Source organism: Paraburkholderia megapolitana (assembly GCF_007556815.1).
Lineage (GTDB): Bacteria > Pseudomonadota > Gammaproteobacteria > Burkholderiales > Burkholderiaceae > Paraburkholderia > Paraburkholderia megapolitana.
The window spans coordinates 1322452-1346865 of sequence record NZ_CP041745.1; the positions used below are offsets into that span (position 1 = coordinate 1322452).

The following is a 24414-nucleotide window of genomic DNA, read 5'->3' on the forward strand; positions in this document are numbered from 1 at the left end:
GAACGTGTCATGTTGCAGAAGACTTACCCGTACTACCTCGCGAACGAGCCGGTCGCGGCGAACACCGATCTCGAAGTCACCGACAAGTTCAGCGGCGAAGTGGCCACGCGCGTCGCGCTCGCCGATGCGGCCACGATCGACAAGGCGATCGCCGCCGCGGTCGACGCCATGCCTGCGCTGCGTGCTTACCCGCCGTTCAAACGGCAGGCCGTGCTCGAACATTGTGTGAAGCGCTTTCGCGAGCGTTACGATGAACTGGCGATGGCGCTGTGCATCGAAGCCGGCAAGCCGATCAACGATTCGCGTGGCGAAGTCACTCGGTTGATCGATACGTTCAAGATCGCGGCGGAAGAGTCGGTGCGTATCAATGGCGAAATCGTCAACCTCGAAATCTCGCCGCGCGCGAAGGGCTACCACGCGTATGTGAAGCGCGTGCCGATCGGGCCGTGCTCGTTCATCTCGCCGTTCAACTTTCCGCTCAATCTTGCTGCGCACAAGGTCGCGCCCGCGCTGGCGGCCGGTGTGCCGTTCGTGCTGAAGCCGGCGAGTCGCACGCCGGTCGGCGCGTTGATCATCGGCGAGATTCTGGCCGAGACCGATCTGCCGAAGGGCGCATTTTCGGTGCTGCCCGCGCATCGCGACGGCGCCGATCTGTTCACCACCGACGAACGCTTCAAGCTGCTGTCGTTCACAGGCTCGCCGGCGGTGGGCTGGGATCTGAAGAAGAAGGCCGGCAAGAAGAAGGTGATCCTCGAACTGGGCGGTAACGCGGCGGCGATCGTCGACGGCGATCAGGGCGGCAAGCTCGATTACGTGGTCGACCGGCTTGCGTTCGGTGCGTTCTACCAGTCGGGCCAGAGCTGTATCGGCGTGCAACGCATCCTCGTGCATGCGTCGATCTACGACGCGCTGCGCGAGAAGCTGATCGCCAAAACGAAATCGCTGAAGATGGGCGATCCGAAGGACGAAAAGACTTTCGTCGGGCCGATGATCTCCGAATCGGAGTCGAAGCGTCTGGCCGGCTGGATGGACAGCGCGGTGCAGGCGGGTGCGAAGATCGTCGCGGGCGGCACTGTGGATGGTGCGATGTTCGAGGCGACGCTGCTCGAAGGCGTGGGGCGCGATACCGACCTGTATCGCAAGGAAGCGTTCGGACCGGTTGCGATCCTCGAGCGCTTCGACGACTTTGCCGCTGCGCTCGCCACCGTCAACAACAGCGACTTCGGCCTGCAGGCCGGCGTGTTCACCGATTCGCTGGCACATGCGCACCAGGCATGGGACGAGCTCGAAGTGGGCGGCGTCGTGATCAACGATGTGCCGTCGTTCCGTGTCGACAACATGCCGTATGGCGGCGTGAAGGATTCGGGCCTGGGCCGCGAGGGCATACGTTATGCAATCGAGGACATGACGGAGCTGCGTCTGATGGTGATGCGGGAAACCTGGTAGGGCTTGTGTAGGGTAGCCCCGTCCGGTACGGCGGGACCTCGTGCCGTGCTGGAGGACTGGTGGCTGGGTGGGCCAACTGGCTGCGGGTGGCTGCAGCCCCGGGGCTGCGCCCTCCCGGGGGCATGCGGGAGTACCTGTCCGGGCCTACCCGCCTGGGGCCATCCGGCCGAGGCTACCGCCCGGGGCGGCCCGCAGCCCATGTCATGAGTGTTTACGCTGGGGTGCTACAATACCGGCCTTTCCGGCGGGTGTTTCCGCCGGCCGGGGTCGGTCGATCGTTTTGCCCGCAGTATTCGTACTTGTCCGCGCGACTCGCGCAGCAGTCTCGACCCGGCCCAGGCGGCGCGTATGGCGCGTGCAGGGTTCTTTTTGCACACCGGGCTCCGCCTTCATCATTGCCCTCCGCGGTCTTCCGGCCGCAGCCGCACGCCACGCGCCGCGCGCATTTTTAGCGAAAGCCACCATGTCCGACACAGCAGTCACGCCCAGCAACGCGACTTTCGACCAGTTCGGTCTATCGCCCGACATCCTGAAAGCGATCGCGGAGCAGGGCTACACGACACCCACGCCGATCCAGGCGCAGGCGATTCCCGTCGTGCTGTCCGGCCGTGACGTGATGGGCGCCGCCCAGACCGGCACCGGCAAGACCGCGAGCTTCTCGCTGCCGATCATCCAGCGGCTGCTGCCGCTTGCCAGCACCAGCGCCTCGCCGGCGCGACATCCGGTGCGCGCACTGATCCTTACGCCAACCCGCGAACTCGCCGACCAGGTGGCGGCCAACGTGCAGGCGTACGCGAAGCACACGCCGCTGCGCAGCGCGGTGGTGTTTGGCGGGGTGGACATGAACCCGCAATCCGCGGAACTGCGGCGCGGTGTGGAAGTGCTGATCGCAACGCCGGGCCGGTTGCTCGATCACGTTCAGCAGAAGACCGCGAATCTCGGTCAGGTGCAGATGCTCGTGCTCGACGAAGCGGACCGCATGCTCGACATGGGCTTCCTGCCCGATCTGCAACGCATCCTGAACCTGCTGCCGAAGGAGCGCCAGACGCTGCTATTTTCCGCAACGTTCTCGGGCGAAATCAAGAAGCTCGCGGCGACTTATCTGCGCAACCCGCAGACCATCGAAGTCGCGCGCAGCAACTCGACTGCGACCAACGTCACGCAGACCGTCTATGAAGTGCCGGAAGGCGACAAGACCGGCGCGGTCGTCCAACTGATCCGCGAACGCAGCCTGAAACAGGTGCTGGTGTTCTGCAACAGCAAGATCGGCGCGAGCCGGCTGGCCCGTTCGCTCGAAAAGAGCGGCGTGGTGGCGACCGCGATTCACGGCGACCGGACCCAGAACGAACGGATGCAGGCGCTCGAAGCATTCAAGCGCGGCGAGATCGAAGCGCTGGTGGCCACCGACGTGGCCGCGCGCGGACTCGATATCGTCGAGTTGCCGACGGTGATCAACTTCGACTTGCCGTTCAACGCGGAAGATTATGTGCACCGTATCGGCCGCACGGGGCGCGCGGGTGCGTCGGGGGATGCGCTGTCGCTGTGCAGCCCGAACGAGCGCAAGCAACTGGCCGATATCGAGAAGCTGATCAAGCGGCCGCTCGACGTTGGGCATCTAACCGTTGATGTGCCTGTGCGGCATCACGAAGAACGTAGCCCACGACGCGAAGGTCGCGATGGACGTGACGGGCGCGATGAGCGGCCGGCTCGTCGGCGCTCGGGTGGTCCGTCGTTCGATCGTCCGCATGGCTCGCACCGTCAGCAACCGATCGACGATTTCTTCCTCAAGCCGTACGAGCCGTCGCCGTCGGCTCACAAGTCCGACGAAGCGGCAGCGGCCGATGCGGCGTCGGCGCAGCAGCAGAAGGGCGCGACCAAGCAGCCGCTCGCGGCACTGCTCGGCGGTTTTGGTATGCCGCGTAAGTCGTCTTCTTAATTTTCGGTGTTCAGGCGCGGGCGAACTTACTCCCCGCGTGTTCCCGCGAGACTTGCCACGCGACGCGCCCATGCGGTCGTCGCAGCGCCGTAGAAGGCCGCGAGCGATGCGGCCGGCCCTCCCTCCAGTACCAGCCCCAGATAGTCCGCCGCGTCATGCAGCGCGGCTAGCGGCTGCGCGCTGTCGAGCGCCTGCGCGCCCGTCTGCTTGCTGAGTTTTTCGCCTTCGACGGTGGTGACGACCGGCACGTGCAAGTAAGCGGGCGTGGATAGGCCGAGACAGCGCTGCAGGTAGATCTGCCGCGCCGTCGAATCGAGCAGATCCGCGCCGCGCACCACGTGCGTGATCCCCGCATCGGCGTCGTCGACGACGACCGCCAGTTGATACGCCCATTGATCGTCGGCTCGCCGCAGCACGAAGTCGCCGACCTCGGTGGCGAGGTTCTGCGTTTGCGGACCCTGCCAGCGGTCCTCGAATTCGATCACGGCTGTGTCGCCGTCCGGCACACGCAGACGCCACGCGCGCGCAGGTTTGCCGTGCAGGCCGCTGCGGCAGGTGCCCGGGTAGGCGAGCGTCGTATGGCGCGCGTGCGCATGCAGCAGCGAGTCCGCAATTTCTTTGCGCGTGCAGCCGCAGGGATAGACGAAGCCCGCGGCTTTGAGCCGGTCGAATGCGTTTGCGTAATGGGTGCCGCGCGCGCTTTGCCAGACCGGCGGTTCGTCGGTCTGCATGCCGAAACGGGCGAGCGTCGCGAGTATGTCTTCGGCGGCGCCGGGCACCGTGCGCGGCGCATCGACGTCTTCGATCCGCACGAGCCACGCGCCGCCATGGGCACGTGCGTCCAGCCAGCTTGCGAGCGCGCTGACAAGCGAGCCGAAGTGCAGCGGTCCGGTCGGTGAGGGGGCGAAGCGTCCGCGGTAGGGGGATGGGGCGTTCATGGCAGCGATACGGGCAGGCGCAGGTGCGGTCTGGCGTGTGTTGTGCCGCAGGTCGCGAATGCAATCGTAGTCGTATTCGCCATCGCGCTTACGGTCACAGAAGCGCGCGCAACTAGAGACGTGACCGTAGCCATAGCGTCCCGAGCGCGAACCCCGTCCATTACGCGGCGTGCGCCGCGTCCCGTTGCGGATGACAGGCGGGACAAGTCTTGCCCGGCACGTAAAGCGGCGAGCGCTGCGCGTCAGGACTGACGACCGCGCGGCAACCAAAGCACTGCGCAGTGGCCGTCGGTTTGAGCTCCGGGTTCAGCGCGGTCCGGTAATCGAAGACGAAGCACTCACCGTGATAGTGCGCGCCGCCCACTTCCTCGAAATACTTCAGGATGCCGCCTTCGAGCTGGTACACGTTCTCGATGCCGACTTCCTTCATATGGATCGCCGCTTTCTCGCAGCGAATCCCGCCGGTGCAGAACGACACGACCGTCTTGCCTTCGAGGTCGGCACGATGCGCTTCGATTACCCCCGGGAACTCGCTGAACTTGCTGATCCGGTAGTCGAGTGCGTCGTCGAACGTGCCGACGTCGACCTCGAACGCATTGCGTGTGTCGAGCATCACGACCGGGCGGCCCGCATCGTCGTGGCCGCGATCGAGCCACGCCTTCAGCGTTGGTGCATCGACCGAGGGCGCGCGGCCGAGTTCGGGCCGGATCGCCGGCTTTTTCATCGTGATGATTTCGCGCTTGAGCTTGACGAGCATGCGCCTAAACGGCTGCTTCTCGGACAGGCTTTCCTTGAACTGCAGCGTCGTGAATTTGCCTTCGAACAGCGGATCGTGACGCAGGTAGTCGATAAATCCGCTCGCTGCGTCCGGCTCGCCCGCGACGAACAGATTGATGCCTTCAGGCGCGAGCAGGATGGTGCCGCGCAGGCCGAGCGCCTCACAACGTTCGGTGACGAGCGGGCGCCAGGTGGCGGTCGCGTCGAGGGTCACGAAATGATAGGCGGAGAGATTGACGATACTCATGATGATTCAGCGGTAAGGCGGCCGGGCGGACCGTACAGGCAGGGTGGCAGGCATCTACAAGGATGCGCTGCGTGCTCGCGGATGGCGCCGGCAGAATGGGCGAAAACCGTATTATCGCTCAACCGGCGCGGCGGCCTTCGCTGGCCGAATGGCATAAGACCCGCAGTGCAGCCCCGGGGAGTCCCGCGGGGCGGCCGTACGCGGTCCATGCCCTCGGCCGGATGGCGAATCCGGCATGTCTTGATGCGAAGGTTCGTCGGTGCAGTTGTACAATGACGCCCATGTCAGATCCTCGCTTCGTTCATCTCCGCGTTCACTCCGAATTCTCGATTGCCGATGGCATCGTGCGCCTCGACGACATCGTCGCGGCGGCGGCCAAAGACGGTCAGGGCGCGCTCGCGCTCACCGATCTCGGCAACGCATTCGGCCTCGTCCGTTTCTACCAGGAAGCACGTGGCAAAGGCGTCAAGCCGATTGCCGGCTGCGATGTCTGGATCACCAATCCCGACGACCGCGACAAACCCTCGCGCCTCTTGCTGCTGGTGAAAAACCAGCGCGGCTATCTGAATCTGTGCGAGCTGCTGACCAAGGCGTGGCTCACCAATCAATACCGCGGTCGCGCGGAAGTCGAAGCGGGCTGGCTCGAGTCGGGCATGGGCGAAGGCTTGCTCGCCCTGTCGGGCGCGCAGTACGGCGACGTCGGCCTCGCGTTCGCGGCCGGCAATACGGAAGCGGCGAAGCGCAACGCGCAGCATTGGGCGAAGGTGTTCGCGGGCGGCTTCTATATCGAACTGCAGCGCTGCGGGCAACCGGGCAGCGAGGCGTACGTGCAGCAGGCCGTGGCGCTTGCGGTGGCGCTGAAGCTGCCGGTGGTCGCCACGCATCCGCTGCAGTACATGACCTCCGACGACTTCACCGCGCACGAAGCGCGCGTCTGTATTTCGGAAGGCGACATGCTGGCGAACCCACGTCGCCAGAGGCGCTTCACAACCGAACAGTATTTCCGCAGCCAGGACGACATGACGGCGCTGTTCGCCGATCTGCCGTCGGCGCTGGCCAACACCGTCGAAATCGCGAAGCGCTGCAATCTCACGCTCGAACTCGGCAAGCCGAAGCTGCCGCTGTTCCCGACGCCCGACGGCATGTCGCTCGACGATTACCTCGTGCAACTGTCGAAGGACGGTCTCGAAACGCGTCTGCAGCAACTGTTTCCCGACGCAGCCGAGCGCGAGCAGAAACGCGACACGTATTACAAGCGGCTCGATTTCGAGTGCGGCACGATCATCAAGATGGGCTTCCCCGGCTACTTCCTGATCGTCGCGGACTTTATCAACTGGGCGAAGAACAACGGCGTGCCGGTCGGCCCGGGTCGTGGCTCGGGTGCGGGGTCGCTGGTTGCGTATGCGCTCGGCGTGACCGACCTCGATCCGCTGCGCTACAACCTGCTGTTCGAGCGCTTCCTGAATCCGGAGCGGGTATCGATGCCCGACTTCGACATCGACTTCTGCCAGCACGGCCGCGATCGCGTGATCCAGTACGTGAAGGAAAAGTACGGTGCGGACGCGGTATCGCAGATCGCGACGTTCGGCACGATGGCTGCGAAGGCGGCGGTGCGCGACGTCGGCCGCGTGCTCGATCTCGGCTACAACTTCACCGACGGCATTGCCAAGCTGATCCCGTTCAAGCCGGGCAAGCACGTTACGATCGCCGACGCGATGAAGGAAGAGCCGCTGCTGCAGGAGCGCTTCGACAACGAAGACGAAGTGCGCCAGCTGCTGGAACTCGCGCAGCGCGTTGAAGGGATCACGCGGAACGTCGGCATGCACGCGGGCGGCGTGCTGATCGCGCCTGGAAAGCTGACCGATTTCTGTCCGCTGTACACGCAGGGCGACGAAGGCGGCGTCGTGAGCCAGTACGACAAGGACGACGTCGAAGCGGTTGGGCTCGTCAAGTTCGACTTCTTGGGCCTGACCACGCTGACCATTCTCGACTGGGCCGAACGGTATATCCGCAGGCTCGATCCGTCGAAGGCCGACTGGTCGCTCGCCCAGGTGCCGCTCGACGACCCCGCGTCGTTCTCGATCCTCAAGAAGGCCAACACGGTTGCGGTGTTCCAGCTGGAAAGTCGCGGCATGCAAGGCATGCTGAAGGACGCGCAGCCTGACCGCTTCGAGGACATCATCGCGCTGGTGGCGTTGTACCGGCCAGGTCCGATGGATCTGATCCCGAGTTTCTGCGCCCGTAAGCATGGCCGCGAAGTGGTCGACTATCCGGATCCGCGCGTCGAAACTGTTCTGAAAGAGACCTACGGCATCATGGTCTACCAGGAGCAGGTGATGCAGATGGCGCAGATCATCGGCGGTTACTCGCTCGGTGGCGCCGACTTGCTGCGTCGTGCGATGGGCAAGAAGAAGCCCGAGGAAATGGCCAAGCATCGCGAGCTGTTCCGCGAAGGGGCCGCGACGAACGGGCTGACCGGCGAGAAAGCCGACGAGATCTTCGACTTGATGGAGAAGTTCGCGGGCTACGGCTTCAACAAGTCGCACGCGGCCGCGTATGCCCTGCTCGCGTATCACACCGCATGGCTGAAGGCGCACCATCCGGCGGAATTCATGGCGGCCAACATGTCGCTCGCCATGGACGACACCGACAAGGTCAAAATCCTGTTCGAGGATTGCCGGACCAACGGGATGGCAGTGCTGCCGCCCGATATCAACCAGTCGGCCTATCGCTTCGAGCCGGTTGCGGAACCTGGCGGCAAGCGCTCGAAAACCATACGCTACGGTCTCGGCGCCGTGAAGGGCAGCGGTCAGAGCGCGATCGAAGAAATCCTGCGGGCACGCGAAGACGGGCCGTTCATCGACCTGTTCGATTTCTGCAATCGCATCGACCGGCGCATCGTCAACCGTCGCACGGTGGAAGCGCTGATCCGTGCGGGCGCGTTCGACACGCTGCACGACAATCGCGCGCAGTTGATCGCCTCGGTGTCGCTCGCGATGGAAGCCGCCGACCAGGCCAGCGCCAACGCGATGCAGGCGGGTCTGTTCGATATGGGCGATGCGCCGTCGCAAGGTCACGAGCTCATCGACGAGCCCGCATGGCCCGAGAAGCGCAAGCTCCAGGAAGAGAAGGGTGCGCTCGGCTTCTACTTGTCGGGCCATCTGTTCGATGCGTACCGGGAAGAAGTGCGCCGCTTCGTGCGGCTGAAGTTGAGCGAGCTGAAAGAAGGCCGCGAGAAGCTGGTAGCCGGTGTGATCGCGTCCCTGCGCACGCAGATGACCCAGCGCGGCAAGATGCTGATCGCGCTGCTCGACGATGGCACTGGCCAGTGCGAGGTCACCGTCTTCAACGAACAGTTCGAGGCGAACAAGCAACTCTTCAAGGAAGACGAGCTGCTCGTCGTCCAGGGGCAGGCGCGCAACGACGCGTTCACGGGCGGCATCCGTTTCACCGTCGATACCGTGATGGATCTAGAACGCGCGCGCAGTCGTTATGCGCGGGCTGTGAAGGTGCAGATGAACGGCAATGCCGATGCGGGTGCCTTGCGCCGCGTGCTCGAAGCGTATTGCGCAGGTCCCGACCAGGTGCTTGCCGCGCCCGCGCCGTCCGCATCGCGCGGCGGCGGAAACGGCAATGGCCGTAGCGGCGGTTACGGTGGAGGGGGAGGCTACGGCGGCAACGACGGCGGTGGCCGGCAGCGCGCGCCCGTGCAGATACCTGGCGGCCTCGCGGTGCAGATCGTTTATCGCAGCGAACACGCGGAAGGCGAAGTCCGCCTTGGCGATGCGTGGCGCGTCAAACCCACCGACGAACTGCTGAGCGCATTGCGCGGAGAGTTTGCCGGCAGCTCGATCGAAATCGTGTACTGACGCCAGTGCCCGGTGCTTCGCATGACTTGCGCCGGGTGTTTTCGTCTCCTGGAAACCCATGACCAGAATCGGACTGTCCTGCAATGCGTTCCGGCACAGTGGTGGCCTCGAACGTTACGCGATGGATCTCGTGTGCGGACTGCACGATAACGGCATCACACCCGCTGTGTTCGCGCGTCGTTTCGACCGTTCGTTGCCGGAAATCGAACTCGTGGAGCCGCACCGCATCGCGGTGAACTGGTTGCCCGGCAAGCTGCGCGATGCGTGGTTCTCGTGGCGGCTGCGGCGCGCGCGGGCGGCGGCACGCATCGACGTGCTGATCGGTTGCAATCGCGTCGATTCGTCGGAGATCGCCATTTGCGGCGGCACGCATCGCGGCTTTCTGCGCGCGGGTCGGCGTGACACGCGGCCGTCCGATCATCGGCAGATCGTGCTCGAGCAGCGCCAGTACGATCGCGCCCGTTTCATCGTCGCGCACTCGGGGCTGATGCGCGACGAACTGATCGAACTCTACGGCGTGCCGCCGGGAAAAATCCAGCTGCTCTATCCACCTGTCGACGCGCGGCGTTTTACGCCAGTTAGCCGCGACGCACGCGCGCAGTTGCGGCAACAGTTCGGTTTTGCGGACCACGAAGTCGTGCTGCTGTTTCCGTCGAGCAGCCACGAACGCAAGGGCTTGCCGCTGATCGAAGCGGCGCTAAAGGACAACCCGCTGCCGGTCGTGGTCGCAGTGGCCGGACGACCGCCCGAACGTACGTCGCAGCAGATCCGCTACATCGGCTACGCGAAGCAGATCGAAGACTGCTACCGCGCCGCCGACTACACGATCCTCGCGTCGAACTACGAGCCGTTCGGTCTCGTCGGCATCGAGTCCGTGCTGTGCGGCACGCCGGTGATCTTTTCGTCGAATATCGCTTGCTGCGAAGTGCTCACGGACGAAGCGCGCATTACGTTCGCGCCGGGCGATGTCGATGGATTGCGTGCGGCACTGGCGCAGGCTGTCAAGGCGGCAACCGATCCTGCGCGCACAGCGCCGGATGCAGGCGCGATTCGTTATGACATGAGCATCGGCGCGCACGTGAATGCGCTGCTGAAACTCGTCGAACAGGTGCGAAGCCAGCCGCGTTGAGGTGTAACCGCCACCAACCGTCGGAGGCGCTCTCAACTCTCAGGCATCGCGGCTCACGTGAAGGCGTTGCTGAAACTCATCGAGCCGCTCTTCGGCCAGCTACGCTGAACCGCACCGCACCCGTCACAACCGCCCGTCACGTTCCCGATTCAACCGATCAAGCTTGAGAAAGCGGTAATAAACCGTCTCCGCATTGAAGAGCGCAATCATGAATCCCGCGCGCCCATCGAGAAACCCGCGGCGCAACAGATACGTGCGCAAAAACGCCCACGCACCGCGGCCCAGTGCCTTACCGAAGCTCGCCCGCTGGCCCGCCGCGTGTCGCTGCCGCGCGCCCGCGCTCGAATAGGCGTCGAGCTTGCGCAGCACCGCCTCGAAGTCTTCGTACGAGTAGTGCAGAAGCTTGCCGTCGAGGCGGACGACCGGCTGCCCGGCGGTCTGGTAGACCAGCCGCTCGTGCACGAGATCGTTGGAGAAGCGCGCCGCGCCACGCTTGAAGAGCCGCGGAATCCAGTCCGGATACCAGCCGCTGTGATGCACCCACTGGCCGCAGAAGCTCGACAGCCGGTCGATCGCATAGACCTCCGCGCGCGGGTTGCGGATCGCGTCGCGAATCGACGCGGCCAGTTCCGGCGAGAGCACTTCGTCGGTATCGATCGACAGGACCCAGTCGGTGGCGAGCGCATCGAGCGCGCGATTTTTCTGCGGACCGAAGCCGGGCCAGTCGGCGGCGACGATCACGCGTGCGTTGTGTGCGCGCGCGATCGCGGCGGTGTCGTCGGTGCTGCCGCCGTCGACGACGACGATGTCGTTCGCGAACGAAACGGCAGCGAGGCACTGCGCGAGCCGTGCAGCCGCGTTGTGCGCGATCAGCGCTACGCCGAGAGTAGGTTCCGCCATAAGCAGTCGTTGCGATCGAGGCAGGGTAAAGAGATCGATACAGGAATCGACATCGGTAGCGCCGCCGCTAGCGGCGCAGGTGCCACTTTACGAAGAGCACGGGTTTGTACAGCGACGGAAAAGTCGCGTACAAAAAGACGCGCAACCGGTAGCCGAACGACACGTCGTGGCTGCGCCCAAACAGCGCGAGCTTCTCTCCCACCGATGCACTCGCGAATATCGCGCTCGCGTATTGCTCGCGGGCCGACTTGCGGGCGAGCGCGACGCGCATGCCTTCGCCGACTCCGACCCGCTCGGCGTCGCGGATCAACTGGCGCGTCTCGCCAAGCCCGTTGCGATTGGCGAGCCGGAAGCGCGCGACGAATTCGTCGGACGAGCGCCACGCGCGCTTGCGCGACAGGCCGCCACGCCGGTATTTGACGAGCGGCTCGTGCAGCGTCATCGCGCCGCCGCTCATGATCGCGCGGAACGTCATGATCTGGTCCTCGCCGTAAATACCGGCTTCCATCTCGCCGAACCGGTCGAACAGGCGTCGCGACCATGTGTGCGCGGCGCCGACTACGTGCGGGCGCTTCTCGGCCCAGTCCTGGAAGGTTTTGTAAGAACTGAGATCGGTGACTTCGAGCACGTCGTGGACGTCGCCGTCGGTGTCGAGATCGTAAAGATCGGTGGCGATCAAATCGGGGCGGCGCCCGGCTTTCAGCCACGCGGCGACTACCGCACGGCAGCGTTCGGGTAGCGAAACGTCGTCGCCGGCTGCGATGAACAGCAGTTCGCCCTGGGTTTCGCGTGCGAGCAGGCTCAGATGCGCGCTGATGCCGAGGTTCGACGGATTGCGTCGCACCTGCACCGTGTGGGGGCCAGTGTAGTGGGCGACGCAGCGTTGGGCGGCGGCGTAGGTGCCGTCGCTGGACGCGTCGTCGGAGATGATGATTTCGAGTGGGGAGTAGGTCTGCCGCAGCGCGCCTTCGATAGCCGCTGCGACTGTCGCTTCCTGGTTATAGGTGATCAACAGCAGGCTGACGAGCGGAAACGCGGATCCGTCAGGTACGACGTTAACCATTGTGAAATCGCATGATTGGGAGGTTCCGCGGAGCATATCATCTTCGTCTTTCGATCCGGACAAAACCCGTAGTGGCGGGGGACGGACCGTTATAATGAGACAAATTTTCCGGACGGCCAGTGGTTACTACATGATTTCTTTCGCTGCACTATGACCGCTAACAGAACTACCACCGTTGCGGCCGCTGTGCTGCTGTTTCTGGCGCCCGCGACGATGCTGACGTTGCGTGGCGGTACCGGCTACTGCTTTTTCCTGCTGCTTGCTGTAGCACTCGTCAACCTCGCCGTGATGCGCGGCCAGCACGGCTATCTGGCACCGTTGCGCAAGTACCCGTTGTACACGGCGAGCATGCTGGCGTTCACGCTGTACCTGCCGTTGCAGCAACTGCTCGAACATTACTATCTGCCCCGGCAGTTCGACGCGATGTCGCGGCTCGTGCTGAGCCTGCCGATCTTCCTGCTGTTCTGCACGGTGTCGAGCCGCAGCCTTGCGCTCGTCGGCTGGGGATGCGCGGCGGGCGCAGTTGGGGCGGGCGCGTGGGCTTTTATCAGCGGTATCAACGCGAGCTGGGGTGATCTGAATCGCCTCGGCAACTACTACACGAACCCGATCCCGTTCGGCAACACGGCGCTGCTGCTCGGCTTTCTCGCGGTGCTGTCGATCCGCTGGGACGTCGGTCTCGCGCGGCGTTTTTCGATTCCGCTGAAGCTGTTTGCGCTGCTCGCGGGCGGCTACGCGTCGTATCTGTCGGGCACGCGCGGCGGCTGGCTCGCGCTGCCGCTGTTCGCGTGGCTCGTGGCCGCGAACTTCGGCTGGATGCGACACCGCGCACGCCTCGCGATTGTCGGCGCCGTGCTCGTGGTGGGCGTGGCGGCACTGTTCTCGACCCATGTCGTGCAGCAGCGCCTGCGCGATACGGCGTCCGATCTGCACCAGCTCGAACATGGCAATGCCGATACGTCGATTGGCTTGCGCCTGCAATTGTGGAACGCGTCGTCACATCTGTTCTTGCAGAACCCGGTGCTCGGTGTCGGCAAGGGCAAGCTGGAAAGTTCGCTGCAAACGCTCGCGAATAACCACGAAGCGTCGCAGGCGATCGTCAACGAGCGCGCGCATAGCGAATTTTTCTCGACGATCGCCGAGTTGGGCACGTTCGGCATCGCCTGTCTGCTGCTTTTATACTGGGGGCCGCTCGCGTATTTTCTGCGCCATTACCGCTCGGCGGATGCGACGGTGTCCACGGCGGCCTATTGCGGCATCGCGGTCAGCGGGTCGGCGATCATCTTCGGTCTGAGCATCGATATATTGTCCTCGGTCATGAATGTCGCGCTGATCGCCCTGCTATGGGCGACAATGATGGCCATTATTCACCGCGGGACGCGCACCGAAAGCGCGCCAGCCAAACCGCAGACGGCCATTTGATGCCGGCCGCCTGATTCACTGCCCCGTAGCCCGGCTGCGGGGCTGCACCACCGCCCAGGCTGCGCCAGGCTGTTTCGCATCGCCGGCGAGCGCTTGCCGGGGCTATTGCCCGATACAAGGACATTTTTTGGAAACCAGGAACACATTGCGCAAGAACATCGGTGACGAAGGTACTTCGTCGACCGACGTTCTGGAGCGTCTCTGGCCGTATATCAAACCGGTCTTGGTGGTTCTGTTGCTGGGGATCGCCACGATGGCTATCGTCGCCGCAACCGAAACCGGCATCCCAGCGCTGCTCAAACCGCTGCTCGATCACGGTTTCGGCACCCACGGCAACGCCAATGCGAAATGGCTGGTGCCGCTCGCCGTGATTGGGCTCGCCGTCGTGCGGGGCGCCGCGCAATACCTGTCCGGCTATCTGCTCGCCTACGTGTCGAACCGAATCCTGCTGCAGCTTCGACTCGACATGTTCCAGCGGATGCTCCACACCAGCTCCTCGTTTTTCCAGCGCGAAACGGCGAGCACGGTCATCAACGCGATCGTCTTCGAGGTCAACCAGATCCTCAATGTGCTGCTGGGTGTGATGGTCACGCTGGTGCGCGATTCGCTGACGGTGGTCGGCCTGCTTGGCTGGCTGTTCTACCTGAACTGGCGCCTGACGCTGATCGTTGCCGTGGTCCTGCCTCCCATCGGCTGGGTGGTGAGCAAGATCAACCGGCGCTTGCGACACTTGAACCGCGAACAACAGACGCTCACGAACGAGTTGTCGTACATCGTCGAAGAGACCGTGGCGGGCTACAAGGTCGTCAAGGTACATAACGGCGAGAAGTACGAGATGCGCCGTTTCACCGAGATGAGCAAGCGCCTCAAGGGTTACGCGATGCGCCTGACGATCTCGGGTGGGCTGGCGCAGCCGCTCACGCAGTTCCTCGCGTCGATCGCCCTGGCTATCGTGATCACGATAGCCGTGGTGCAGTCGTCTCACGATCAGACCACAGTGGGCGGTTTCGTCTCGTTCATCACGGCGATGCTGCTGATCATCTCGCCGCTGAAGCACCTGATCGACGTCAATCAACCGTTGCAGCGCGGCATGACCGCCGCCGAATTTATCTTCGGCCTGATCGACGAGCCGACAGAATCGCAGGGTGGCGAACGCCGGCTCGAACATGCGCGCGGCGAAATCGAGTTTCGCCACGTATCGTTCAACTACGGCACCTCCGAGCGGCCGACACTCGACCGCGTATCGTTCAAGGTCTCGCCGGGCGAAATGGTGGCGCTGGCCGGACCGTCGGGCAGCGGCAAGACTACGCTCGTCAATCTCCTGCCGCGCTTCTTCGATCCGGCGGGCGGCGAAATACTCGTCGATGGCGTGCCGATCAACGACTACGATCTGCACGATCTGCGCGGCCAGATGGCGATGGTGAGCCAGGACGTGGTGCTGTTCAACGATTCGGTCGCCCACAACGTCGCGTACGGCCAGACACCGGATCGCGAGCGCGTCGAAGCGGCGCTGCGCGCGGCGAATCTGATGGATACGGTGAACGCGATGCCGAACGGTATCGATACGCTGGTCGGCGGTAACGGCATGCGCCTGTCGGGCGGCCAGCGCCAGCGTCTCGCGATTGCGCGCGCGATCTACAAGGACGCGCCGATCCTGATTCTCGACGAGGCGACCTCGGCACTCGATTCCGAATCCGAGCGCCACGTGCAGGTCGCACTCGAAACGCTGATGAAGGGACGTACGACGCTGGTGATCGCTCACCGCCTGTCGACGATCGAACGCGCGGATCGCATTCTCGTGCTGGAAGGTGGAAAGATTGCGGAGCAGGGTAGTCACGACGAACTGCTCATACAGGGCGGCCTGTATGCGCATCTGCATAAGATCCAGTATCAGCAGCAGGCGGCGTGAACGTGTTGCGGTGATCGTAGTTGCGTGCGCAACCGGCGCATGCAGCTAGCGGTGCAACTCAACCGCGCTGCTGAACGACGGGCGCCTGATCCGCTTCGCCTGCTGTCGTCACCGCGTCGCCCGTTTCCTTGCGCAGATCGGCAAACGCCTTGAGCACGCGCGACACCGGCAAGAAGTGTTTCCATAGCCGGTCTTTCGCGATCTTCCCCGGCAGTACCGGCAGCGGCAGGACCGCCCGGCTCGGCGCCCAGCCCGGCCGCCAGCGCAACGCGATCTTGCGCCGCACCGCAAGCGAGACCGCGGGCACACCGAGATTCGACGCCAGATGCGCGATGCCCGAATCGTTGCCGATGAACCATCCCGACTCATAGATCCATGCCGCAACATCGGCGAGCGTAGCGAACGCCGGCCGCGGCAGACCGTGCTGGTCGAGCAGGTCCCAGTCCTTGCGTTCGTGCGCGGCCATCACGAACTCGGGTTCGAAGCCGTCGTCGCGTAGTTGCAGCGCCAGCGCGACAAAGCGCTGCGGCAGCCAGCTCTTGCGCGGCAGGTTTGCAGTGGGATGAATCACGACACGGCGTGTATGTGCGCGTGCATGTAGATGCGGCGGTGGGACGAGTCCGTTGTCCGGCACGACGTCGGCGAGACCGAGGTCGAGCGAGCACAGTTCCATCTGGATCTGCACCATGGTTTTCAACTGCCGGTAGCGCGGCCACTCGTCCATCACGAGTACGCACGGATGCCAGTCACGTGTGCCTTCGATCACGTCGGGCGGATACGCATGCAGCAGCACGTCGAATCCGCCGAGCAGGCTGCGCGCTTCATCCGGACGCACGGTTGGATGAACCTCGAACGATCCGAACCAGTCCTTGAGCGAATGAATGTAGTCGCCGAACACGACGACGCGATGACCGTTGCGTACGAGGTTGTGTGCAACAACCATCGTGAGCAGCGAATCGCCGAGACGGGGGGACATCAGGAGCGCGACGGACTGTCCGGGAGCAAGACGCATGGAGCAATAACCTGGAATTTCGTTTGACTGGCGTGGTGAGCAGACCCGGTTGCGGGCGAACGGCATGCGGTGAACCGACGGAGTAGTTTGAGTATGGCGGTGTCCGATGGTTCTCTAGGATGACGCGCGTCGGCATCGAGGATGCCGGGGCGAAAGCGCGGGCTGATCGTTGCGGCCGTCGTTGATGGCCGCATGGGTGGCATCCTGCCCAGCGACCGAAGGCCAGATTGTACAGTGGGCGGGATACGCTCGAAGCGCCGTCACACGCCACTGGTGACGAGCGCGAGCACCGACAGATCCGGATGCGTGCCGTCGACAATGCTCCGGCCCACGTGGACCGCTTCGAACAGCGCATCGGCGGCGCTCGCAAAGCTCACGTCGCCGTCCGGATGAAACGGTACCGCATGCCCGGGGATGGCCGGGTCCGCTCCGGGGTGGCAGACGTAGCCGATATACGTGTAGCGCACCGGTTTCACGTCGGGTGGAACGGCGGGCGGATTCTGCGCGAACGGTGCGACGTGGACCTCGAAGCCTTCGTACTCCGCCGTTTGCCAGCACGCATATTCGCGGTACTCGTCGATCATGGTCGCCTCCATCGGTCAGGGCGCTTTAGCGCGGTTTGCGGTACGGCTTCAATGCCGGTGCCGCATCCTGTCCCAGAGCCGGTGACCGTCATGATGCAGCGCGCCTGTCCGGTGTTCGCGGCGGCGGTGCGAACCGAGCACCATCACCGCAATGGCGATGACCATGAGCCCCACTACAATGCTGACCATCGATTCAGCCATGGCAGCCTCCCTTCACGTCGTATTTCATCCTGAAATTCTAGGCGATGGGGATGAAAAGGCGCCGGGCAAACGAGGGACATGTCACCCGGTATTCGAACGTACCAATTTGATAAAATGCACTTATAAGATGCGTATATAGAGCTTCCCACTCCATTGTGCTACATTTATGAGGCACAAGGAGTCTTCCCCATGAATTGCACCCTGCAGATATTCCTGGATGATCGCTGGGTCGACTGCGCCGAGATCGAATTCAACGGTGGGCTTTGCCAGTGGAATCACCTGGTGGCGTATGCCCTCGAACACCCGGATGCCCCGCTATCGCTCGCCGAGCCCGTGGATATGGACATCCGCGCGGCCCGGACCATGCCAGCCTTCCTCTATGACCTCGTTCCGCAAGGGGCTGGCCGTCGCTTCCTGTTGGGCCAGTTGCAGCTACCGGATGGTCCCGACGCGGACTTTCCGCTGATCTGTGCAGGCGCCTTCAATCCGGTCGGCAGGATTCGGGTTGCCGAGGCAGTCGATTACCTTGAGAAGCACCTGGCGCGGCACCCGAATGCGCGCGACCTGCCAGGACTGACAATCGACGATGTCGCCGGGCGCAGTGCAGAATTCGCGGAAAGGATGCACCTGCACGGGATGTTGGGCACCGGCACCACAGGCGTTCAGGGCGCCGCGCCGAAGTACCTGCTGACGCATGACCGGGCGGGCCTTTTGCACGGCGACGCGGTACTCCCCGACGGCGACGCTACCCAGCATCTGATCGTGAAACTGCCTCGCGGCAATAGTGCGGCCGACCACAAGGTCCTGCGCAACGAAGCGGCCTATATGCGGGTGGCCGCCGAGCTCGGTATCCGCACGCACATGGATTTACCCACTCTTCACGGAGATGTCCTGCTGATCCCACGCTTTGACCGGATCGTGCGCGGCGGGAAAGTCGTGCGTCTCCATCAGGAAAGCGTGGCCTCGATCCTGGGGCTGTCCGGTTTTGACCGGCGCCCAAGCCTTTTCGATGTCACGGCCGCAATCCGCAGGGTAGTGACCGATCCCGCAGCCGAGACGCTCGAATTCATCAAGCGCGACGTGCTCAATCTGGCGATGCGCAACACGGATAACCACGCGCGCAATACGGCCGTGCAACGGGTCGATGGGCAGGTCCAGCTCACGCCTTTGTTCGATTTCGCTCCGATGTATCTGGATCCCGAAGGGATTGCCCGAACGCTCAGATGGTATCGGCCCAACACCCAGGTGGAGTTGACGAACTGGGCCGATGTCCTTGTCGCGCTACCGGTGCCTGACTCTGAGCGTCAGATGCTTGCTCGCGGATTGAATCAGTTTGCCGTGCAGATCGAACGCCTGCCGGACGTCCTCGAAGAGCAGGGCGTCGATCACGACATCATCAAGTTCCTGGCGCTTTCCGTCGATGCGCAGGTTCGCCAGCTGCAAGCCCTTTAATCGCCAGAGATCCCTCATGCCGCGCCGAAACCGACCTACCCGTGACGAGCAAAATGCGCTGCGCCTCGCGTTCTACGAAAGAATCGATCGGGGTGACATGACCATTTCCGAGGCCGTGAAAGCGATGCGCGAGATGACGGGCCTGACTCAGGCGGAATTCGCCGCGCACCGGGGCGTGAGCCGCCGGGTCGTCCAGGACACCGAGCGCGGAACCGGCAACCCAACCGTCGATTCGCTCGACAGCATTGCGAGGCTGTTCGGATTGCGTGTCGGATTCGTTCCGATCAGGCGCAAAAATCCGGTTTCGCCAAGCTCGAGCTAATGGTTCAGATCGGCACGAAAGGCAGATTGTAACGATATGTAAAGGTTCGAGATTTAGCCGTAACCTGCGTAATCGCACACAGAACTAGACTGGTCGCCGGTTAATCGGGCAATGGTCCGATGCATCCTGGACGACCTCTCTATGCTTTCAGTGGAACGGGCAACGCCGGCGCTCCCCGCGATCGAATTGCCGTCAAAGCCGCCTTGCTATACGTGGCCCGGCCCGATCCGGCGCGCACGGGGCACGATGCTCAAACTGCTGTATCGCTGGACGCATTCGCGCGCATTCCGTCACAACGAGCGCTTATGGGGAGCGGTTACTGTCGAGCGACATGAAAGCGGGTATTTGCAGCGCATGCGGATCGGGCGCCACGAATTACCGATTGAAAATGCGGACACGCTGCTCGGCGCATTCAAAGGCGCCTGCCATCTGATCGCGACGGGTCCTTCAATCAGCGACATCGATTACGCGTCGCTCGATCTCGATCACGTGATGGGCGTGAACGGTGCGATCGCGTTGCAGGACCGGCACCCGGTGCAGTTCGACTACTACTGCATCGTCGACGCCGGGTTCGCGAGAAACCGTCCCGATCTGGTGGCCCGCGTGATGCAGCAGCGCCTCGTGCTGTTCGCCACGCCGCTGGTTCTCTGGTACATCGCGCAGTACTTTCCGCTCGAACAGATGCAGTGCCGGGTCTTTCTCATCGAAGACGTTCGCTATCCCGCGTGCCGGCGCGCGCTGCGTCGCCAGGAACTGCGTGCTGCGCAGACTCGCGACGGCCTGGTCGTGTTCGATGAAGCGCGTGCGCTCGGTTTCAGCCTCGATATCCGGCGCGGCACGTTCGATGGTCGCACCGTGGCGTATACGGGTCTACAGATTCTTCATTCGCTGGGTTTCGATACGCTCTATCTACACGGGCTCGATTTTCGTCATGCCGCGCGTACACCGCGCTTTTACGAAACCGCCGGCACCATGCAACCGAGTTCGCTCGACGATCATTTCGATGCGTTCATCGCGCCTTCATTTCGCGAGGCAGCGGCGTTGCTCGAGCGTCGCGGCGTGCGCATGGTGAACCTGTCGCCGCATAGCGCGCTCGACACGCAGGTCGCCGAGAAAGGTGACTGGCGGCAGTTGCGTCGGGTGTCGGTGGCGTACGGGTGAGTGGCTGTTGCCCGTGCTGTGACGCAGCCGCACGAATCACATCAGCACGATGTCGTACTGCTCCTGACTCAAATTCGACTCCACCTGCAACGAAACCGGCTTGCCGATGAAATCGATCAGCATCGCGAGATGCTGCGATTCCTCTTCAAGGAACAGATCGATCACCTGCTGCGACGCCACCACGCGAAACTCACGCGGATTGAACTGCCGGGACTCACGCAAAATCTCGCGCAGCACGTCATAGCAGACGGTGCGTGACGTCTTGACCTGGCCTTTGCCCTGACACACCGGGCAAGGCTCGCACAGCACATGCGCGAGCGATTCACGCGTGCGCTTGCGGGTCATCTCGACGAGCCCGAGTTGCGAGAAACCATTCACCGTCACGCGCGTACGATCGCGCGACAACGCTTTCTTCAGTTCGCCGAGCACCTGGTCGCGATGCTCGACGTTCTCCATATCGATGAAGTCGATGATGATCACGCCGCCCAGGTTGCGCAGCCGCAACTGGCGTGCGATCGTATGCGCGGCTTCCAGATTGGTCTTGAAGATCGTGTCGTCGAAATTGCGCGCACCGACATAGCCGCCGGTGTTCACATCGATCGTCGTCATCGCTTCAGTCTGGTCGATGACGAGATAACCCCCCGACTTCAGATCGACGCGCCGCGACAGCGCCCGCTGGATTTCGGTCTCGATGTTGTACAGATCGAAGAGCGGCCGTTCGCCGGTGTAGTGGTGCAGTTTCGGCGACACCGTGGGCGTGAACTCCGCCGCGAAGTCGGACAGCATCTGGAAGGTCTCGCGCGAATCGACCTGGATGCGCGTCGTCTCGTCGTTGACGAAATCGCGCAGCACGCGCTGCGCGAGATTCAGGTCCTGGTAGAGCAGGGTGGTGGGCGGCATGCGTTGCGATTGCGACTGGATCGTCACCCACGTCTTGCGCAGATAGGCGACATCGGAGGCGAGTTCATCGCTGGTCGCATCTTCGGCGATCGTGCGCACGATGTAGCCGCCTTTTTCGTCCACCGGCAGCACGGCCGTCAGGCGCGCACGTACCGCTTCGCGTTCGGTCTCACTTTCGATCTTCTGCGAGATGCCGATATGCGGTTCCTGCGGCAGATAGACGAGCGTGCGTCCCGCGATGCTGACCTGGGTCGACAGGCGCGCGCCCTTGGTGCCGATCGGATCCTTGACCACCTGCACCATTAGCGTCTGTCCTTCGAACACGATCTTCTCGATCGGTTGATGCGGTACAGGACGCTGCGGGTCACCTTCGGTACGCGGATGCCAGATGTCGGCGACATGCAGGAACGCGGCACGTTCGAGACCGATGTCGATGAAGGCCGATTGCATACCGGGCAGCACGCGCACGACCTTGCCGAGATAGACGTTGCCGACCCGTCCGCGCGACAGCGTGCGTTCGACATGAAGCTCCTGGACCGAGCCCTGCTGGACGAGCGCGACGCGCGTTTCCTGAGGGGTGACGTTGATCAGGATTTCTTCGTTCATGGTTTTGTTCTAGAAGTCGATGCGCACTGCGCGTAACAGCGCAGCGGTCTCAAAAAGCGGCAAACCCATGATACCTGAATAGGACCCGCCGATATGTTCGACGAACTCCGCGGCGCGTCCCTGTATGCCATAAGCGCCTGCCTTGCCCATTGGTTCGCCGGTCGCTATGTAGCGGCGCAGCATCTGCTCCGGGGCCGCGGAGAAGCGTACGCGCGAGCGGGACAGCACGGTGGGTAATAGCGCGCCGTCGGCGCTGATTGCAGCGACTGCTGTCAGCACATCGTGGTCGCGACCAGCGAGGCGCGCGAGCATCGCGAACGCGTCATCGGCGTCGGTGGGTTTGCCGAGAATCGCATCGTCGATCGTGACGGTTGTGTCCGCAACGAGGATCGGCGCATGCGTACGACCGCTTGCCAAAAGGCGCGCGCGTGCAGCCTGTGCCTTCGCTGCGCAGACGCGCACCACATAGTCGTGCGCGGCTTCGTCGGGCAGTTCGGCTTCGAGTGCTTCGGCATCTTCATCGGGGCGCGGCAGCAGCAGTTCGAAGCGCACGCCGAGCTGTTGCAGCAATTCCTGGCGGCGCGGACTCTGCGAGGCGAGATAGACGAAGGGATAGAGTTCGGCGGATGACATGGCGGCGTTTCCGGAGGACGCGTAACGGTTGCGGCGCAGCACAACTGCACGGTACGACTGCGCTATACGTGCGGCATGCACAGCACGTCGCCCGCACTACGCGCGATGATAAGGATGATTCTGCGTAATGGTCCACGCGCGATACAGCTGCTCGGCGAGCAGCACGCGCACCATCGCATGCGGCAACGTGAGGCTGGAGAGTCGCAGCAACATATCGGCGCGCGATTTCAGCGCCGGGTCGAGCCCGTCCGCACCGCCGATCAGGAACGCTACGTCGCGCCCGCCTTGCTGCCAGTCCGGCAACGCGGCGGCGAGCTGCATCGTGGTCCAGTCTTTGCCATGTTCATCGAGTGCGACGATGCGCGCCTGCTTCGGCAGGGCGGCTTCGATGCGCTGACGTTCGGCGGCCATCACGCTTTCGGCGGAACGGCCCGACGAGCGTTGCTCGGGCTTCAACTCGCGCAACTCGATGCGCAGCTCGGGCGGCATGCGCTTCGTGTATTCGTCGAAGCCGGCTGCGATCCAGTCGGGCATCTTGTGACCGACCGCGAGGATGTGCAATTTCATGGCGTACGTGAGGCTACGTCGACGTGCCATACGGCGATCCGCATGGCGCGCCGGCGCGGTTGCACCATGCTAGCTACGCCGCGCGGGCGCCTTGCGGGCGGGCTTGGCTGTCGCAGGCTTGGCGGCTTTGGCGGGCTTGGCAACCTTCGCGGCCTTGGCAACCGGCGCGTCGTCCTCGTCCTCATCGTCGAACGGGCCGCTCGCCTGCGCACCGCCGAACGGGTTCGGCGTCGACAGCTTGATGCGCACCGGCTTGTCACCCCAGATCTCTTCGAGGTTGTAGTACTGACGCAGCGCCGGCTGCAGGATGTGGACGACCGCGTCGGCGCAATCCACCAGCACCCATTCGCCGATGTCTTCGCCCTCGGTGCTGATCACTTCGCCGCCGGCTTCCTTGACCTTATCGCGTACGTTCGATGCGAGTGCCTTGGTTTGCCGGTTCGACGTGCCGCTCGCGACGATCACGCGATCGAACAGCGAGGTCAGGTGGGTGGTGTTGAACACCCGGATGTCTTGCGCTTTCACGTCTTCGAGAGCGTCGACGATCGCGCGTTGCAGTTTGCGTATATCCATATTTACTGGTGGTACAGATGATGTTGAAGAATATAGTCCCACACGGCTGCGGGAACGTGGCTGGCCGGCTGGCCCGCCTCGTTGCCCGCACGGCTCGCATGATGTGCGACCCGTTCGCGCAGATGTGCGCGGATGTCCGTGGCCGAGACGTCGAATGCCAGTGTCGTATCGATCAGCAGATGCCCGCAGGGTGTTGCCTGCAATACCTCGGCGCTCGCTGCGCGCGCCGCAATTTCAGCCGCCACGGCGGGCGGTATCGAACCGAGGTCGAAACCGGGCCGCGTCGACGCGCACACGTGCGCGAACTCGAACAGTTTGCGCCACTCGCGCCAGGTGTCGAGCTTGACCAGTTGATCCGCGCCGATCAGCAGCGCCAGCGAGGTCTTCTGTCCTTCCCGCTCGCGCCAGCGGGCGAGGGTTTCGACGGTATAGGTCGGGCCGTCGTGTTCGATTTCGTCGGTGGCGACGCTGACGGTCACGCCAGGTATCGTCAGCGTGCGGGCCGCGATGCGCGTCATCGCGAGGCGATGCTGTGCCGCCGTGACATCGGTCTTCTGCCATGGCTGGCCGGCGGGCAGCAGCACGAGCTCGGTCAGTTGCAGTACGTCGGCGAACCGTCGCGCGAGCGCGAGGTGGCCGTCGTGGACCGGATCGAACGTACCGCCGAGCAGACCGATCCGGCGGGGCAGGGCAGCGGGAAGAACGGGCGGATTCAGATCGTGATCCTTTGTCGTGACAATGCGTGCGCCGGGGTGGTGTGTCTAATG

At 63.6% G+C, this 24414-nt stretch carries 21 protein-coding genes; 9 read left to right on the forward strand and 12 right to left on the reverse strand.

From position 1 onward, the window contains the following. Positions 1-9: 9 nt before the first annotated feature. Both FNZ07_RS19345 and FNZ07_RS19355 read left to right on the forward strand, forming a co-directional pair. A complete protein-coding gene (locus FNZ07_RS19345; protein WP_091018486.1) occupies positions 10-1446 on the forward strand; it encodes an aldehyde dehydrogenase family protein in 1437 nt (478 codons plus the stop codon). Between the two features lie 463 nt (positions 1447-1909). Continuing rightward, positions 1910-3382, forward strand: coding sequence for a DEAD/DEAH box helicase (locus FNZ07_RS19355; protein WP_091018480.1), 1473 nt, complete (start codon positions 1910-1912; stop codon positions 3380-3382). A 26-nt stretch (positions 3383-3408) separates the two neighbouring features. On the opposite strand, the gene gluQRS is transcribed toward FNZ07_RS19355, so the two are convergent. Both gluQRS and FNZ07_RS19365 read right to left on the reverse strand, forming a co-directional pair. Continuing rightward, a complete protein-coding gene (gene gluQRS, locus FNZ07_RS19360; RefSeq protein WP_091018478.1) occupies positions 3409-4320 on the reverse strand; it encodes a tRNA glutamyl-Q(34) synthetase GluQRS in 912 nt (303 codons plus the stop codon). Positions 4321-4480: 160 nt separating this feature from the next. Next, complete coding sequence (locus FNZ07_RS19365; protein WP_091018474.1) at positions 4481-5344, reverse strand: sulfurtransferase; 864 nt, start codon at positions 5342-5344, stop codon at positions 4481-4483. A 272-nt stretch (positions 5345-5616) separates the two neighbouring features. Here FNZ07_RS19365 and dnaE point away from each other — a divergent pair, with 272 nt between their 5' ends. Both dnaE and FNZ07_RS19375 read left to right on the forward strand, forming a co-directional pair. Beyond that, positions 5617-9213 (forward strand): DNA polymerase III subunit alpha, encoded by a 3597-nt coding sequence (dnaE, locus tag FNZ07_RS19370; RefSeq protein WP_091018471.1) that lies wholly within the window; start codon positions 5617-5619, stop codon positions 9211-9213. Between the two features lie 58 nt (positions 9214-9271). Next, positions 9272-10342, forward strand: a complete 1071-nt coding sequence (locus FNZ07_RS19375) for a glycosyltransferase family 4 protein (protein ID WP_091018468.1) — start codon at positions 9272-9274, stop codon at positions 10340-10342. A 123-nt stretch (positions 10343-10465) separates the two neighbouring features. On the opposite strand, the gene FNZ07_RS19380 is transcribed toward FNZ07_RS19375, so the two are convergent. Both FNZ07_RS19380 and FNZ07_RS19385 read right to left on the reverse strand, forming a co-directional pair. Beyond that, positions 10466-11242 carry a glycosyltransferase family 2 protein gene (locus FNZ07_RS19380; RefSeq protein ID WP_091018466.1) on the reverse strand — a complete coding sequence of 259 codons (777 nt, stop codon included), beginning with the start codon at positions 11240-11242 and terminating at the stop codon, positions 10466-10468. Positions 11243-11309: 67 nt separating this feature from the next. After that, positions 11310-12305 carry a glycosyltransferase family 2 protein gene (locus FNZ07_RS19385; RefSeq protein WP_091018464.1) on the reverse strand — a complete coding sequence of 332 codons (996 nt, stop codon included), beginning with the start codon at positions 12303-12305 and terminating at the stop codon, positions 11310-11312. Positions 12306-12455: 150 nt separating this feature from the next. On the opposite strand from FNZ07_RS19385, the gene FNZ07_RS19390 reads away from it, so the two are divergent. Both FNZ07_RS19390 and msbA read left to right on the forward strand, forming a co-directional pair. After that, positions 12456-13727, forward strand: a complete 1272-nt coding sequence (locus FNZ07_RS19390; protein WP_091018462.1) for an O-antigen ligase family protein — start codon at positions 12456-12458, stop codon at positions 13725-13727. 127 nt (positions 13728-13854) lie between these two features. After that, positions 13855-15636 carry a lipid A export permease/ATP-binding protein MsbA gene (gene msbA, locus FNZ07_RS19395; protein WP_091018460.1) on the forward strand — a complete coding sequence of 594 codons (1782 nt, stop codon included), beginning with the start codon at positions 13855-13857 and terminating at the stop codon, positions 15634-15636. 58 nt (positions 15637-15694) lie between these two features. On the opposite strand, the gene FNZ07_RS19400 is transcribed toward msbA, so the two are convergent. The 3 genes from FNZ07_RS19400 to FNZ07_RS33690 all read right to left on the reverse strand — a co-directional run bounded on the left by FNZ07_RS19400 (position 15695) and on the right by FNZ07_RS33690 (position 17433). Beyond that, positions 15695-16612, reverse strand: a complete 918-nt coding sequence (locus tag FNZ07_RS19400) for a glycosyltransferase family 9 protein (RefSeq protein WP_170275794.1) — start codon at positions 16610-16612, stop codon at positions 15695-15697. A gap of 296 nt (positions 16613-16908) precedes the next feature. Further along, the gene (locus tag FNZ07_RS19405) at positions 16909-17232 is read right to left on the reverse strand and encodes a hypothetical protein (protein WP_091018456.1); all 324 of its coding nucleotides are present in this window, start codon (positions 17230-17232) and stop codon (positions 16909-16911) included. 48 nt (positions 17233-17280) lie between these two features. Continuing rightward, entirely contained in the window at positions 17281-17433 is a 153-nt protein-coding gene (locus tag FNZ07_RS33690; protein ID WP_170275795.1) for a hypothetical protein, read from the reverse strand. 189 nt (positions 17434-17622) lie between these two features. Here FNZ07_RS33690 and FNZ07_RS19410 point away from each other — a divergent pair, with 189 nt between their 5' ends. The 3 genes from FNZ07_RS19410 (at position 17623) to FNZ07_RS19420 (ending at position 20368) form a co-directional block, all read left to right on the forward strand. After that, positions 17623-18885 carry a type II toxin-antitoxin system HipA family toxin gene (locus FNZ07_RS19410; RefSeq protein ID WP_091018454.1) on the forward strand — a complete coding sequence of 421 codons (1263 nt, stop codon included), beginning with the start codon at positions 17623-17625 and terminating at the stop codon, positions 18883-18885. Next, positions 18854-19207: a helix-turn-helix domain-containing protein gene (locus FNZ07_RS19415; protein ID WP_245811715.1), complete on the forward strand. Its 354-nt coding sequence runs from the start codon at positions 18854-18856 to the stop codon at positions 19205-19207. Before FNZ07_RS19410 ends, FNZ07_RS19415 begins: the two co-directional genes overlap by 32 nt. 246 nt (positions 19208-19453) lie before the next feature. Next, positions 19454-20368 carry a hypothetical protein gene (locus tag FNZ07_RS19420; protein ID WP_143098158.1) on the forward strand — a complete coding sequence of 305 codons (915 nt, stop codon included), beginning with the start codon at positions 19454-19456 and terminating at the stop codon, positions 20366-20368. Positions 20369-20404: 36 nt separating this feature from the next. Here the strand turns inward: FNZ07_RS19420 and rng are convergent, their stop codons facing one another. The 5 genes from rng to FNZ07_RS19445 form a co-directional block, all read right to left on the reverse strand. Next, a complete protein-coding gene (gene rng / locus FNZ07_RS19425; RefSeq protein ID WP_091018448.1) occupies positions 20405-21874 on the reverse strand; it encodes a ribonuclease G in 1470 nt (489 codons plus the stop codon). Between the two features lie 9 nt (positions 21875-21883). Next, positions 21884-22507: a Maf family protein gene (locus FNZ07_RS19430; RefSeq protein ID WP_091018445.1), complete on the reverse strand. Its 624-nt coding sequence runs from the start codon at positions 22505-22507 to the stop codon at positions 21884-21886. Between the two features lie 96 nt (positions 22508-22603). Beyond that, complete coding sequence (gene rlmH / locus FNZ07_RS19435; RefSeq protein ID WP_091018443.1) at positions 22604-23074, reverse strand: 23S rRNA (pseudouridine(1915)-N(3))-methyltransferase RlmH; 471 nt, start codon at positions 23072-23074, stop codon at positions 22604-22606. Between the two features lie 69 nt (positions 23075-23143). Next, on the reverse strand, positions 23144-23647 hold the full coding sequence (gene rsfS / locus FNZ07_RS19440) for a ribosome silencing factor (protein WP_091018441.1): 504 nt from the start codon (positions 23645-23647) through the stop codon (positions 23144-23146). 2 nt (positions 23648-23649) lie between these two features. After that, entirely contained in the window at positions 23650-24387 is a 738-nt protein-coding gene (locus FNZ07_RS19445; protein ID WP_091018439.1) for a nicotinate-nucleotide adenylyltransferase, read from the reverse strand. Between the last annotated feature and the right edge of the window lie 27 nt (positions 24388-24414).

Excerpts from the sequence above, each read along its gene's own strand:
- FNZ07_RS19345 (WP_091018486.1), top strand. The coding sequence starts at position 10 with ATGTTGCAGAAGACTTACCCGTACTACCTCGCGAACGAGCCGGTCGCG.
- FNZ07_RS19355 (WP_091018480.1), top strand. The coding sequence starts at position 1,910 with ATGTCCGACACAGCAGTCACGCCCAGCAACGCGACTTTCGACCAGTTC.
- gluQRS (WP_091018478.1), bottom strand. The coding sequence starts at position 4,320 with ATGAACGCCCCATCCCCCTACCGCGGACGCTTCGCCCCCTCACCGACC.
- FNZ07_RS19365 (WP_091018474.1), bottom strand. The coding sequence starts at position 5,344 with ATGAGTATCGTCAATCTCTCCGCCTATCATTTCGTGACCCTCGACGCG.
- dnaE (WP_091018471.1), top strand. The coding sequence starts at position 5,617 with ATGACGCCCATGTCAGATCCTCGCTTCGTTCATCTCCGCGTTCACTCC.
- FNZ07_RS19375 (WP_091018468.1), top strand. The coding sequence starts at position 9,272 with ATGACCAGAATCGGACTGTCCTGCAATGCGTTCCGGCACAGTGGTGGC.
- FNZ07_RS19380 (WP_091018466.1), bottom strand. The coding sequence starts at position 11,242 with ATGGCGGAACCTACTCTCGGCGTAGCGCTGATCGCGCACAACGCGGCT.
- FNZ07_RS19385 (WP_091018464.1), bottom strand. The coding sequence starts at position 12,305 with ATGGTTAACGTCGTACCTGACGGATCCGCGTTTCCGCTCGTCAGCCTG.
- FNZ07_RS19390 (WP_091018462.1), top strand. The coding sequence starts at position 12,456 with ATGACCGCTAACAGAACTACCACCGTTGCGGCCGCTGTGCTGCTGTTT.
- FNZ07_RS19400 (WP_170275794.1), bottom strand. The coding sequence starts at position 16,612 with ATGTCCCCCCGTCTCGGCGATTCGCTGCTCACGATGGTTGTTGCACAC.
- FNZ07_RS19405 (WP_091018456.1), bottom strand. The coding sequence starts at position 17,232 with ATGATCGACGAGTACCGCGAATATGCGTGCTGGCAAACGGCGGAGTAC.
- FNZ07_RS33690 (WP_170275795.1), bottom strand. The coding sequence starts at position 17,433 with ATGGCTGAATCGATGGTCAGCATTGTAGTGGGGCTCATGGTCATCGCC.
- FNZ07_RS19410 (WP_091018454.1), top strand. The coding sequence starts at position 17,623 with ATGAATTGCACCCTGCAGATATTCCTGGATGATCGCTGGGTCGACTGC.
- FNZ07_RS19415 (WP_245811715.1), top strand. The coding sequence starts at position 18,854 with ATGCGCAGGTTCGCCAGCTGCAAGCCCTTTAATCGCCAGAGATCCCTC.
- FNZ07_RS19420 (WP_143098158.1), top strand. The coding sequence starts at position 19,454 with ATGCTCAAACTGCTGTATCGCTGGACGCATTCGCGCGCATTCCGTCAC.
- rng (WP_091018448.1), bottom strand. The coding sequence starts at position 21,874 with ATGAACGAAGAAATCCTGATCAACGTCACCCCTCAGGAAACGCGCGTC.
- FNZ07_RS19430 (WP_091018445.1), bottom strand. The coding sequence starts at position 22,507 with ATGTCATCCGCCGAACTCTATCCCTTCGTCTATCTCGCCTCGCAGAGT.
- rlmH (WP_091018443.1), bottom strand. The coding sequence starts at position 23,074 with ATGAAATTGCACATCCTCGCGGTCGGTCACAAGATGCCCGACTGGATC.
- rsfS (WP_091018441.1), bottom strand. The coding sequence starts at position 23,647 with ATGGATATACGCAAACTGCAACGCGCGATCGTCGACGCTCTCGAAGAC.